12 protein-coding genes are annotated in these 12,459 nt (G+C 69.9%); 3 read left to right on the top strand and 9 right to left on the bottom strand.

The genetic code is table 11. The features are described 5' to 3' along the window. Nucleotides 1–13: 13 nt before the first annotated feature. Nucleotides 14–625, bottom strand: a complete 612-nt coding sequence (locus IQ782_RS02300; protein WP_194132976.1) for a 2-hydroxychromene-2-carboxylate isomerase — start codon at nucleotides 623–625, stop codon at nucleotides 14–16. Nucleotides 626–892: 267 nt separating this feature from the next. Next, nucleotides 893–1,546, bottom strand: a complete 654-nt coding sequence (locus IQ782_RS02295; protein ID WP_194132975.1) for a MarR family winged helix-turn-helix transcriptional regulator — start codon at nucleotides 1,544–1,546, stop codon at nucleotides 893–895. A 137-nt stretch (nucleotides 1,547–1,683) separates the two neighbouring features. Between IQ782_RS02295 and IQ782_RS02290 the strand changes: the two genes are divergently transcribed. After that, nucleotides 1,684–3,207 (top strand): MDR family MFS transporter, encoded by a 1,524-nt coding sequence (locus IQ782_RS02290; RefSeq protein WP_194132974.1) that lies wholly within the window; start codon nucleotides 1,684–1,686, stop codon nucleotides 3,205–3,207. A 28-nt stretch (nucleotides 3,208–3,235) separates the two neighbouring features. On the opposite strand, the gene IQ782_RS02285 is transcribed toward IQ782_RS02290, so the two are convergent. The 7 genes from IQ782_RS02285 to IQ782_RS02255 form a co-directional block, all read right to left on the bottom strand. Next, on the bottom strand, nucleotides 3,236–4,213 hold the full coding sequence (locus tag IQ782_RS02285; RefSeq protein WP_194132973.1) for an isopenicillin N synthase family dioxygenase: 978 nt from the start codon (nucleotides 4,211–4,213) through the stop codon (nucleotides 3,236–3,238). A 454-nt stretch (nucleotides 4,214–4,667) separates the two neighbouring features. Next, nucleotides 4,668–5,936, bottom strand: a complete 1,269-nt coding sequence (locus tag IQ782_RS02280; RefSeq protein WP_194132972.1) for a DUF4147 domain-containing protein — start codon at nucleotides 5,934–5,936, stop codon at nucleotides 4,668–4,670. Then, entirely contained in the window at nucleotides 5,936–7,636 is a 1,701-nt protein-coding gene (locus IQ782_RS02275) for a CoA-binding protein (protein WP_194132971.1), read from the bottom strand. Before IQ782_RS02275 ends, IQ782_RS02280 begins: the two co-directional genes overlap by 1 nt. Before the next feature lie 131 nt (nucleotides 7,637–7,767). Next, the gene (locus IQ782_RS02270; protein ID WP_194132970.1) at nucleotides 7,768–8,241 is read right to left on the bottom strand and encodes a lipocalin family protein; all 474 of its coding nucleotides are present in this window, start codon (nucleotides 8,239–8,241) and stop codon (nucleotides 7,768–7,770) included. A gap of 83 nt (nucleotides 8,242–8,324) precedes the next feature. After that, nucleotides 8,325–9,041 carry an RlmE family RNA methyltransferase gene (locus IQ782_RS02265; RefSeq protein WP_194132969.1) on the bottom strand — a complete coding sequence of 239 codons (717 nt, stop codon included), beginning with the start codon at nucleotides 9,039–9,041 and terminating at the stop codon, nucleotides 8,325–8,327. Nucleotides 9,042–9,172: 131 nt separating this feature from the next. Then, nucleotides 9,173–10,285, bottom strand: a complete 1,113-nt coding sequence (locus IQ782_RS02260) for a Ppx/GppA phosphatase family protein (protein ID WP_194132968.1) — start codon at nucleotides 10,283–10,285, stop codon at nucleotides 9,173–9,175. 31 nt (nucleotides 10,286–10,316) lie between these two features. Beyond that, complete coding sequence (locus IQ782_RS02255) at nucleotides 10,317–11,009, bottom strand: sulfotransferase family 2 domain-containing protein (protein WP_194132967.1); 693 nt, start codon at nucleotides 11,007–11,009, stop codon at nucleotides 10,317–10,319. Nucleotides 11,010–11,189: 180 nt separating this feature from the next. Between IQ782_RS02255 and IQ782_RS02250 the strand changes: the two genes are divergently transcribed. Both IQ782_RS02250 and IQ782_RS02245 read left to right on the top strand, forming a co-directional pair. Further along, nucleotides 11,190–11,504 (top strand): virulence factor, encoded by a 315-nt coding sequence (locus IQ782_RS02250; RefSeq protein WP_194132966.1) that lies wholly within the window; start codon nucleotides 11,190–11,192, stop codon nucleotides 11,502–11,504. Nucleotides 11,505–11,527: 23 nt separating this feature from the next. Further along, nucleotides 11,528–12,448, top strand: a complete 921-nt coding sequence (locus tag IQ782_RS02245; protein WP_194132965.1) for a methylenetetrahydrofolate reductase — start codon at nucleotides 11,528–11,530, stop codon at nucleotides 12,446–12,448. Nucleotides 12,449–12,459: the final 11 nt, after the last annotated feature.

Here is a 12,459-nt window from a genome sequence, read left to right as displayed (position 1 = left end):
GCGATACCGGCCCTCAGGCGGCGGCGCGTTGCAGAGCCTCGCCGAGGAAGTCGAACTGGTCCTGCCCGTAATAGCGCTTGCCGTGCAGCACGTAGGTGGGCGAGCCGAAAATCCCTCGCGCGATCGCCTCCTCGGTGACCGCGTCAGCCTCGTCGCGCAACTCTTCGCGCTGCGCCAACGCCAGGATGCGCGCCGCCGGCAGGTCGATGGATTCGAACGCCTCCTGCAGGTCGCCCGGATCAGCCAGGTTGCGATGCTCGGCCCAGACCCCGCGCAGGCAGGCAAAGGTGACCGCGTCCTGATCCAGCCCCAACCGCCCGGCGGCAAGGATGCAGCGGCAGGCCAGGCGCGGATCGGTCGGCCAGCTCGGCGGCATGGCCGCCATCGGCAGGCCCCGGATCCGCGCCCAGCGGGCCTGGTCCTCGATGCGGTAGCTGCGGCGCGGGTCAGTGTGCTCGTAGGGCGGCGTGACCCCTGCGGCCTCGTAGACACGCGCAACCTCCATCGGCAGGAAGCGCAGCTTGGCCCCCACGCGCCGCGCCAGCGCCGTCACCTCCTGATGGCCGAGGTAGGCATAGCCCGACATCGGCGCGAAGAAGTAGTCGATCACCGGCGGTAGGGTCATTCGGGTCTCCGTGTGGCGCCCGTGGGCGGCAGGTCTGCGGTCACGCCCGGCGGGGGATCGCGGCTGGCAGGGCCGCTCGGCGACGGACGCTTTGATCCAATGAGGCCAAAACCCGACCGGACGGTCAACGTCTCGCCCACAAGCCGCGCGGCACGCGGTGCAGGGACACCTCTGCCCCCAAGCACGGGCGGCAAGATCCCGCCAAGGCCCGCGCAGGAAAGCCCGTAAAATTCGCAGTTTTGAAACGCTTTGGAAAAGCCGGCGCGCCTAGCCGGCGTCGCGTTCCGGCAGCGCCGAAAGCGCGCTCCGCAGCTCCGAGATGCGCTCGGCCACCTCGGGGCTGTGCTGTCCGGCACGGTCCGACCAGGCACTGAAGCGGTCGAGCAGCGGCAGGAACAGCGCGATCTCCTCGGCACTCCAATCCTTGAGGAAGCTGCCCAGCACAAGAAACTTGTAGCTGCGCACGGCCGAGACGATCTCGGCCCCCGAGGGCGTCAGCTCGAGCACCGTGCGGCGCGCATCCTGCTGGCTGACCGCGCGACGGATCAGCCCAAGGCGGATGAGGTCCGAGGCAATCCGGCTGGCGCGCGACGGGTCGATGCGCAGCCGCGCGGCCACGGTCGAGACCATGGTTTCGGCGTCTTCGCCACAGGCAGCGGGTTCCTCGAACTCTCCCTCCGGCGCGCGCACCGCCAAGAGGACATCAAGCTGCGCCAGATCGATGGGCAGGCACAGATCGGCCAGCGCGCGCTGCCCCAGCTCGCGCTTCATCACCCTGCGGCGCCACTTCTGAAGCGCCACGTCGATCTCGATCGCCGCCTGCGCAGAGGCGTCGTCGATCCCTGCCCGGCGCAGGTGGTCCCGGATTCTCGCGTCCTTGTCCGGCATCGTGGCGCGCTCCAAATTACGTGCAGTTGACATGTATATGCCCTCGGCACATATATGCGCTCAGCAATCATTTTTCGCAAGGTGCCCCGCGAGTCGCCCTTTTTCGGGCGCGCGCGCGGTGCCTGTTGCGCGGTGCCGCCGCGCCTGCCAGCCTGCAAGGACCCCCGCGCATGAGTGACCGCGCCGACCCCATCGACCTTCGTGAGCCCGTTGCCGCCCCTGCCGAGCAGGACCCGGCGGTGGTGCGCCTCGCGCTCTTCGCGGTCTCGGCCACGCTGCTCTTCGCCTCGCTCGGCCAGACCATCGTCTCGACGGCCATGCCGATCATGGTGGCCGATCTCGGCGGCATGGAGCACATCACCTGGGTGATCACCGCCTACCTGATGGCCTCGACCATCGGCGCGCCGATCGCCGGCAAGCTCTCGGACCTCTACGGCCGCAAGGCGGTGCTCCAGACCGCGATCGGCATCTTCCTGGCTGGCGCGGTGCTCTGCGGCTTCGCGGCGAATATGGGGATGATCATTGCCGGGCGGTTGATCCAGGGCTCGGGCGCGGGCGCGCTCATCGTGACCTCGATGGCGGTGGTGGGCGACCTGCTGCCTGCACGCCAGCGCGGTCAGGCGCAGGGCCTCATGGGGGCGGCCTTCGGCGTCTCGACCGTGGTCGGCCCGCTGCTCGGCGGCTTCATCGTGCAGCACTGGTCCTGGCACTGGATCTTCTTCGTGAACTTCCCCGTCGGCGCACTGGCCTTCGTGGTGCTGGGCATGGCGCTGCCTTCGCGCAGCGACCGCAGCCGCAAGTCGGTGGACTACGCGGGCGCGGTGCTGCTGGCGACGATCCTCGCCTCGGCGGTGCTGATCTCGAACATGGGCGGCACGGTGCTGCCCTGGAGCCACCCCGGCGTGCTGGCGCTGGCGGCGCTCGGTCTCGCCGCGCTCGTCGGCTTCGTGCTGGTGGAGCGCCGCGCGCCCGAGCCGATCCTGCCGCTTTCGCTGTTCCGCAACAATGCCTTCTTGACGGTCAACTCCATGGGTTTCCTGATCGGCATGGCGATGTTCGGCACGATCACCTTCCTGCCGCTGTTCCTGCAAGTCGCCAAGGGCATTTCGCCGACCCAGTCCGGGCTGTTCCTGGTGCCGATGATGGGCGGGCTGCTGGGCGGCTCGATCGGTGCCGGGCGCATCATGTCGAAGCGTGGCACCTACAAGGTGATGCCGATCCTCTCGACGGCACTGCTCTGCGTGTCGATGCTGGCCCTGAGCCGGCTGTCGGGCGACACGCCGCTCTGGCTGCTGGCGCTCAACATGGTGGGTGTAGGGCTGGGACTCGGCCCGGTCTTCAGCGTCGGCGTGACCGCGATCCAGAACTCGGTCCCGCGCAGCATGATCGGAGTCGGCACCGCCAGCGCCAACATGTTCCGGCTGATCGGCGGCTCGATCGGCACAGCGGGTTTCGGTGCGATCTTCGGTCTTGGGCTCGCGCGCAACCTCGAGGGGCATCTTCCCGAGGGCATGGAGGGCGGCATCCGCAGCATGAGCGCCGAGATGGTCCACGCCCTGCCCGCCGGGCAGCAGCAGGCGATCATCGAGGGCTTCAGCGCGGCGCTGCACCCGGTGTTCCTGATCGCTTCCGCCGGGGCTGCCCTGGCCTGCGTCATCGGGTTCTTCCTGCGCGAGCGCCCGCTCGAGGACTAGTCCCTCCCGAAGCCCGAGCCGCTGCCTCTCAGGGGGCGGCCCCCGCCGCCTGCCCGGCCTGATGCGCCGGTATCTCGGCCGCTCCGCTCTCCGCCTGCTCGGCTTCGGGTTCGGTGCTTTCCAGCCGCCAGCGCAGGTAGTCGACCGCGCGCACCGGCGGGTAGACCGGGGTGCCGGTGCCCGGCAGCGCGGCGATCAGGCTCTCGGGATTCGGATCGAGGAAGAAGGCCACGGAATGCCGCGTCCGCACCGGTGGCAGCACCCGGTGGGTGGTCGAGACGTAGATGTCGTTGGTCCAGCGCATCAGGCAGTCGCCGATATTGACGATCAGCGCGCCGGGAAGCTGTGGCACGTCCATCCAATGCCCGCCGCGAGGACGCACCTGCAAGCCCGGCTCGCCGTCCGTGGCCAGCAACGTCAGCGCGCCGTAGTCGGTATGCGCCGAGGCACCGCGCTCATCCGTCGCGCCGGTGCCCGGAGGATAGTGCAGCAGTCGCAGCGTCGCCATCGGCTCGGTGAAATGCTGTGCGAAGAATCCCTGCGGCACACCGAGATCCATCGCGACCGCCTCGTGCAGCTTGATCCCCAGCGCCATCGCCGCGGCATAATAGGCCAGCATCGCGTCGCGAAAATCCGGCAGGTCCGGCCAGAGGTTCGGGCCACGGAAGGGCTCGCCGGCCAGCACCCGCGGGTCATTGGCGGGCAGGTCGAGCCCGATGTTGAAGGCTTCCTTCCGATCAGGATGACTGGCGCCGTCCTGCTGCTCCGAGCCGAGCCCGGCCCAGCCCCGGTTGCGGGCGTTGGAGCTTATGCCGAGCTGCGCCTTGCGCGATTCGGGCAACGCGAAGAACGCCTCGGACGCGGCGAAGACCCGTGCCATCAGCGCCTCGGGGATCGGCGGGTTGGCGAGAAGAAAGAACCCATCCTCGCGGCATGCCTGCCCGAGCGCGAAGGCAAAGCCCTCGGGATCGTCGTCGAGATCTTCGAAATCGAGCACGGGGATCATCGCTGCTCTCCTTCCGTGGACCGGACCTGCCGGATGCCGCAGCGAGTGTCGCAGCACCTTCCGGACAGGTTCGGCAATTCTCCACCATCCGAAGGGCTTCGCAAGCGGTTTGGCAACCCGAACTGCGCGGAATCGCGCCGGTTTGATCGGAAAGCTCAGAATCTTCTGGCGGCGGGCAGCGATGACGTCGTGTCAGCCTGGGTCAAGCTCAGCGAAGCGTGCGCCGCAGCAGCTGTGCGATGCGCCCGTTCGGTGCCGGCAGGAAACAGCAGGTCAGCACGAAACGCACAGGATCGATGACCATCATGGCTCTTGTCCCCGGATTGCAGCACGCCGGAACGTCCCCTGGCCCGGCACCCCAAGATTGACCCAAGGGCATCACGGAGTCGTGACAGGGCCATGACGTTGCGGTGACGGAACCGGCGCCGGGGACTAGGGCCTTCGGCAGAGGGCGTCACTCTGCCTTGATGAGCACAGCCCTGAAATCATTGACATTCGTTCCCGTCGGCCCTGGCGCGAAGAGATCGGAGATCAGGTCGAAAGCGCCCCAGGCGTCGTTGCGCGAGAGCGCGGCCATGGCGTCTCCTCCCGCGGCCCGCAGCCGTGCCGCGCTGGTGCCGTCGGCAAAGGCCCCGGCGTTGTCCTCGGTGCCGTCGATGCCGTCGGTGTCGGCCGCCAGCGCGTGGATGCCGACAACACCGTCGATGGCATGGGCAAAGGCGAGCAGGAACTCGGTGTTACGCCCCCCGCGTCCGCCCTTGCCGCGCAGGGTCACCGTGGTCTCGCCGCCCGAGAGCATCACCACCGGCGCGGCGAAGGGACGCCCGCGCGCGACCACCTCGCGTGCCATGGCCGCGTGCACCCGGCCGACATCCCGCGCCTCGCCCTCCATGGCATCCGAGAGAATCACCGCCGGAAACCCGGCCGCCTCGGCCTTTGCCGCGGCCGCCTCGAGCGAGAGCCGCGCCGAGGCGATCACGCGGACCTCGTTACGGGCAAACCGGGGATCCTCCGGCTTCGGCGCGGCAGAGGCATCGCTGCGCATATGCGCGAGAATCCTCTCCGGCAGCGCGATGTTCCAGGCATCCACCATCGCCAGCGCCGCCGCGGCATCCACGGCGTCAGGCACGGTCGGGCCCGAGGCGACTTGCGCCGGATCGTCGCCGGGCACGTCCGAGACGATAAGGCTGACCACCTTCGCGGGCGCGCAGGCGGCGGCGAGCCGCCCACCCTTGATCCGGCTGGCGTGTTTGCGGATCGCGTTCATCACCCCGATCGGGGCGCCCGAGGCGAGCAGCGCCTGGTTCAGCGCCTGCTCGTCCTCCAGCGTCAGCCCGTCCGGTGGGGCGGGCAGCAGCGCCGAGCCGCCGCCGCACACCAGCGCGACCACGAGGTCCTTCTCGGTCAGCCCCTCGACCGCCTTGAAAAGCGCCGCGCTGGCCGCGAGCCCGGCAGCATCGGGCACAGGGTGCGCCGCCTCCATAACCTGCAGCCGCGCGCAGGGCGCGGCATAGCCGTAGCGGGTCACAACCACCCCCTCGAGCGGCCCTTCCCAGAGCGTTTCGAAGGCGCGCGCAAGCTGCGCCGCCCCCTTGCCGAGACCGATCACCACCGTGCGCCCCTCGGGCGCCTCGGGCAGCGCGGCGCGCAGGGCCCGCTCTGGGTCCGCCGCCGCAACAGCGGCCTCGAAGAGACTGGCAAGAAATGCTTTTTCGTCGGTCACTACGGGCTCCTCTTCGGCGTGGTCGCGTCCTCGATCCAGGTGCAAAGCTCAATGCTCCGCGCGAGCGCAGGCCCGTTCTCGCCCAAATCGAGCGCGATCTCCAGCCCCGCAAGCGCCCCCGCCGCCTCTGTGACCCGATCCTGCACCACCTCCAGGAGCGCCACCAGGGCCTCCTGCTGCGGGGCGCTGCCCGCCACCGCCGAGGCCATGTCCCGGCACGCCGGCGGTGAAAGCGGCAGAAGTCCCGAGGCCGAGCCCCCCGACGCTGCCGTAAGCGTGACGAGATAGCCGAAGGACACATCCGAGGTCAGCACCAGCCGCAGCCCGGCGTCGCCCTCTGCCGCCGCGGCCATCTCGAGGCCCAGCATCGCGCCGGCCTCCGCACCGCGCCGGCGCGCGCGCCCTGCACCGCCGCCCGCCGGCATCAGCAGCGGCGCACCACCCGGTGCCTGCGAGCCGATCTCGATCACCGCACGCAGCGCAGCGAGGGCCGGCTTGAGTCCCGCCAGCGGGATCACCCCGTCGGCGAGCAGAGCCTGGGCGCGCGCCTCGGTCATCTCGACACGGTTGAGCGACAGCAGCGCCAGCGGCATCCCGACCCGCGCCCGTGCCCGCGCCGCAGCCCGCTGCACCCGCGCCCAGGCGACATCGTCGGCCCTGCGGACCACCCCAAGGGAAAGCACCGCAGCCCCCGCCATCATCTCGGCCAGGACCCGCGCGATCCGCGCTTCGTCATGCGTGAGCAGCTCCGAGGCATCCAGCGGATTGCCCGGCGCACGCCCTTCGGGCAGATCGCGCCGCAACGCCTCCTCCTGCAACGGGCTGAGAGGGGCAAGCTCGACGCCCTGTCCCCCGGCGAGGACCGCCGCCCGTTCCACCAGCCCCGCATCAAAGACGGTGACCGAAAGCGCATTGGCCGGCAGCGGGCCGACAAGGTGAAGAATCCACAGCGCCTCGACCAGCGCGGCGGTCTCCGCGACATGCGACAGCCCGGCGCGGCGCAACACCGCGGCGGGACCGGATGGCAGGTCGGGAGTCAGGAAGATCAGCGGCTTGCCATGTTTCTGCGCCAGCCGCCCAAGCGCCAGCACCTGCTCCGCCGACCCCGGTCCCGCGGTCTCGATCGCCAGAGCGGTGATGCGGTCGTCCGCCACAAGCGCCGACACCAGCGCCGCAAGGCCCGGTCCCTGCCAGCCGGCCAGCGGCAGGACCATGGCCAGCGGCAGCCCGTGGCGCAATGCCAGCAGCCGCGCCACCCCCCGCGCGTCCGAGAGCAGCACCGCAACACCGCGAGTCACCGGCTCCAGCGGCGCGATGTCCCGCCAGAGCGGCAGCCTCGCGGCGGGCGACAGCAACCCGCCGGCGAAGACCGGCAGTGGTGCCGCCAGCCCTGCCAGCGCCTCGGCCCCAAGCTCCGGGAGCACCGCCGCGCCCGCGCCCAGCTCGGCAAGCTCGGTCAGTGCCTTGTCCAGCGCCGCCCCGGCCAGCACCACATGCGCCAGATCCGGCGGCTCGGGCAGATCGGCGATCCGCGCTATGGCGGCGATGCCCGCCACCGTCGGCGCCTCCTCGGTCACCGGCCGGATCGTCCAGGGATAGCCGTCGCGGCGCAGCGCGGCGATCACCGGGGCGATCTCGGCACTGGGACCGATGACCGCGACCGACCTTGGAGCAAGCGAGCGGGACAACGCCTTGGACATGGGAACACACCGGGTTTCTGCCACTCAATCACACCCGAATGACTCTCGAAAAGCGAGTGCAAACCGGATCTTGGCACAGGGTCGCGCGGCACAGGCACGGCATTGCCACAGCCCCGCCCATCCGCGCAGCATCAGCGGCCCCGAAGCCGCGCCAGATCGTAGCCGTACCACGCGAGGATCTCGCGCGCCGCGGTGCGCCTTTCGCCCGGAGCGCCACGGCGGTCCATGATCCAGACCCGCCCGCCCCCGGGCGCGCCGATCACCGCGGTGCGGTTGTCGGCGTCGATCCAATGCACCCAAAGCGGCTCATCGCCGACGCGCAGCCGACCGGGCGTCTCCTCGCGCAGCGGCAGCGCCACGCCGTCGATCCGCATTTCGCCGGCCGCGATCTCGATGTGCGCGCCGGGCGTCATGCCCGCGGCCTCGGTGACCGTCCAGCCGCCCAGGAGCCGCGCCAACCCCGCGTCCGCCTGCGAGCCCACCGGCGCGGTCGGATTGCGCAGCGGGATCTCGGCGGGCGGCGGCGGCGCGGCGTCGGCGCAGGCCAGCAGCAGCGCTGGCAAAAGCAGCGCGGCAAGGCGCGATGGACGGCATTTCACAGCCATGGCGGCAAACTCCCGGAACGTCGGGAGCAGCCTGTCCCAGCCGCTTGAGAGGTGCAAGCACCGCGCCGCGATACGGGCGGAAATCAGCCGCGGAAGCCGCTCGCCACGACGAATTTTTCCGAAGAATCCGAGCGGCTTGCCGGCGGCTTCACATTGGCGACCTTGTCGAAGCGCTGCTTCAGGAGATGCTGCAGGGAGCCCTCGGCCCCGCCCGCCAGAACCTTTGCGACGAAGGTGCCCCCCACCTCGAGCACGTCGAAGGCCAGATAGGCCGCTGCCTCGCAGAGCGCGATGATGCGCAGGTGGTCGGTCTGCTTGTGGCCCGACGACGCCGCCGCCATGTCCGACATGACCACATCGGCCTTGCCGCCCAGCCATTCCTTGACCTTCTCGTCGGCGCCATCCTCGAGGAAGTCGAGCTGATGGATCTCGGCGCCGGCGATCGGCGCCACCTCCTGCAGATCGACCCCCAGAACGGTGCCAATCGCCTTGCCCTTCTTCTCGCCGAGCGCGTTGACCCGCGGCACCGCCACCTGGCACCAGCCGCCGGGGGCGCAGCCAAGATCGACCACCCGCGCGCCGGGCACGAGGAAACGGAACTTCTCGTCGAGCTCGAGGATCTTGAAGGCCGCGCGGCCGCGGTAGCCCTCGGTCTGGGCGCGTTTCACGTAGGGGTCGTTGAGCTGCCGCTGCAACCAGCGCGTCGAGCTGAGCTTGCGCCCGCGCGCCGACTTCACCTTGACCTTGAGGTCACGCTGGCCACGTCCCGAAGTGTTCTTGCCGTCAGGTGTCTTCGCCATGGTCCCGCTCTTCTTCCAGCCGCTTCGATCAACAGGTTTCTTCTAGGCCCAAGTATCCCGGGGGAGTCTGCCGCAGGCAGACGGGGGCAGCGCCCCCTTTTCCGGTCATGACCCATGAAGTCAAGCCGCTCCTATAGCGGCCCGTCCTCCAGAACACCATCCACCGACATCTGCGCATAGAGCAGACCCTCGCGCAGCCCGCGGTCGGCCACCGACAGCCGGTCGGTGGGCCAGATGCGCAACAGCGCCTGCAGGATCGCCGCGCCCGACATGATCAGCGCCTGGCGGTCCTGGCCGATGCGCGGATCACGCCGCCGCCCGGCCGGGCCCATCTCCAGGTACTTGCCGATCACCGCCTCGATCTGGTCCGAGGACATGCGCAGCCCGTCGACCTTGGTGCGGTCGTAGCGGCGCAGCCCGAGGTGCGAGGCGGCCACGGTGGTCACCGTGCCCGAGGTGCCGATGATCTGGAAGCCCTCGCGGCTCTGCGCGTCCTTGTAGGGTGCGAATTCCGAGAGGTTCTCCTCGAAGAACCAGCTCATCAACGCGTAGCGCGCGGCGTCGTCCTGCACGTCGTTGAACTGGTCGCGCAGCGTCGCAACGCCGAGCGGAACCGAGATCCAGTCGACCACCTTGGCCGCCGGGAACGGACTCTCGGGCGGATGGAAGCCCGAGTGCAGCCGCATGATGGCGCGCGGCCGGTCGCGGTTGGGCACCGACGAGAGGTCGATCCACACCAGCTCGGTCGAACCGCCGCCGATGTCCACCACCAGGAGCTGCTCGGTGCGGGTCGAGACCAGCGGCGCGCAGGAGATCACCGCCAGGCGGGCCTCCTCCTCGGGCTGGATGATCTCCATCTCCAGGCCGGTCTCGCGCTTGATCTGGCGGATGAAGTCGCGGGAGTTCTTCGCCCGGCGGCAGGCCTCGGTCGCCACCAGCCGCATCCGCGTCACCTCGTGGCGGCGGATCTTCTGTTGGCAGACGCGCAGCGCCGCAACGGTCCGCGCCATCGAGGCACGCGACAGCCGACCGCTCCGCTCGAGCCCGTGGCCCAGCTGGACGGATTTCGAAAACGAGTCGACCACATGGAACTGGCTGCCCTTTGGCTGGGCAATCAGCATGCGACAACTGTTGGTCCCCAGATCCAGCGCCGCGTAAAGCGCATTGGGATCGGGTTTGTTCGGCGCGGGGCTCTCTACCGGCTTCGGGAAAGCGCCCGCACCTCTGGGACGCCTTGGCGCCATGTTCTGCGCCTTTCCGTATATCTTGTTGCGGTCAGGATACGCGGCGCAAGGAGGCGGCGCAAGAGAACCTTCCGCCCGGTTTGAACGGGTTTGGGAAGAAGGCATTCAAATATTCGTACTCCGGCGCGAGATGCGCCCCGAGGGCGGCGAGCGTCTCGGGCTTCAGGCTCTCGGGGGCGAGCCTGCGGGCGCTGGCATTGGCCCGAGGCATGGTGACCTGCGCGCCGCTGCGCAGGGCGAGATCCGAGGCGAGCTGATCAAGCGTGCCGGTCGTGTAGATGCGGTCATAGCGATCCAGGTCCGGCCCGAGGAACAGCCAGGCGGGCAGCACGTGGTGGCGGATCACGGACGCCATGTCACGGTAGCCGGCAAGGTTGCGGAAAAAGAAATCCGGGTCGGGATCGCAGGGCAAATCGGGCCTGGCGCGGCGCAGCCGGCGCGAATTGTGAAGCTCGCCCAGTTCCACCACCCGGTTGGTGTAGACCGACAGCAGCCGCTGCAACGGCTCGCGCACCACGCAGAACCGCCAGTAGCCCGCGTAGCCCTGCCAGCGGTGCGGCCGGAAGCGCCGGGTGGGATAGAGCGCGTGGACATTTGCCGTGTCCGGCGCGCCCTGTTGCCGCACGGCGGGATCGATCTGCGCCAGCGCGGTCTTCACCGTGGTGCACCCGGCCTTGGGAAGCGCCATGTAGGCGATGCGATGTGCCTCAACGGCGATAACCATGACCAGCGCTGCCTTTCCCTGACGACAGCGAGCCTAAGCAACCGGAGACGCGGGCACAATGGCCAAGCGCCCCGCGCCCGGCCGGCGTCGCTCAAGGTGGCCATGCGGTCGAAAACTGACCGCCCGGGCAGTGCGGCGCATCCTAGACTGGGCGAGACGGGCGGCGCGGATACGGGCGGGATGACGCAGACCACGATCCTCTACTGGCGCGACATCCCGGCGCAGGTGATCGTCGGCTCCGGGCGGCACGCGGCGAAATGCGTGCTCCCGCAGCGCTTCGCCGCCGCCATCGACCGCGCCGCCATGCGCAGCGGCGCCCATGCGACAGAGGCCTATCTTTCGGCCTGGCGCCGAGCGCCCGCGCCCGCACAGCCGGGTCCGGCACAGACGGGCACGGCACAGGAAATCGCCGCGGCGCTTGCCGCCCGGCTCGACGCGGACTACGGACCAGAGCGGCTTGCCGCGCTGGCGGATCGAGGCGGCTCGGAGAGCTGACCGCCAGAAGGGAAAGGACCCGGATGAAGCTGCTGACCTTCCGGCGCAGGCGCGCCGCCGCACCGCATCTTCCGCCCTCGGCGCTCGGGGGCTATTCGATCGAGGTAACGCCGCGCACCGCCGCGCAGATCACCGATTTCCGCGCCCTGCTGCCCGAGGGCACGCGCGTCTACATCGCCCATATCGACGGCACGCCAATCGAGCACATGGTGGCCACCGCCGCGCGCCTTGCCAAGGACGGCTTCAGCGTCATGCCGCACTTTCCGGCACGGGCAATCCCCGATGCCGCCACGCTGCGTGACTGGATCGCCCGCTACCGGGGCGAGGCGGGGGTGCATCAGGGACTGATCCTCGCCGGGGGAATTGCCGAAGCGCGCGTCGACTTCCACTCCTCGATGCAGCTGCTCGACACCGGCCTCTTCGACCACGCCGGCTTCACCCGGCTGCACGTGGCCGGCCACCCCGAGGGCAACCGCGACATCGATCCCGACGGCTCCGATCGCGCGGTGATGCAGGCGCTGCACTGGAAGCAGGCCTTCTCCGAGCGCAGCGACGCAGAGATGGCACTGGTCACGCAATTCGCCTTCGACGCGGAGCCGGTGCTCGCATGGGCCCGCCGCCTGCGGACCGAGGGGATCACCCTGCCCGTGCACCTTGGCATCGCCGGACCGGCGAAGCTGCAAACGCTGATCCGCTTTGCCGTGACCTGCGGCGTCGGGCCCTCGCTCAAGGTGCTGCAAAAGCGCGCCCGCGACGTGAGCAAGCTGATGCTGCCCTATGAGCCCACCGAGTTTGTCGCCGAGATCGCCCATGCCTGCGCCGCCGAGCCAGATCTCCCCATCGCGCGGTTGCATCTCTTCCCGCTCGGGGGCATCCCTGCGGCGACGGACTGGGCCGCCCGACATGGCGGCGCCGCCGCGCAGCCGGCCTCGCGGGCCGTCTGAGGGGCCGGTCC

It is taken from the genome of Salipiger mangrovisoli, assembly GCF_015223355.1.
Classification (GTDB): domain Bacteria; phylum Pseudomonadota; class Alphaproteobacteria; order Rhodobacterales; family Rhodobacteraceae; genus Salipiger; species Salipiger mangrovisoli.
Note: the sequence above shows the minus strand (reverse complement) of the source record. Positions and strands in the feature narration are given on the sequence as shown.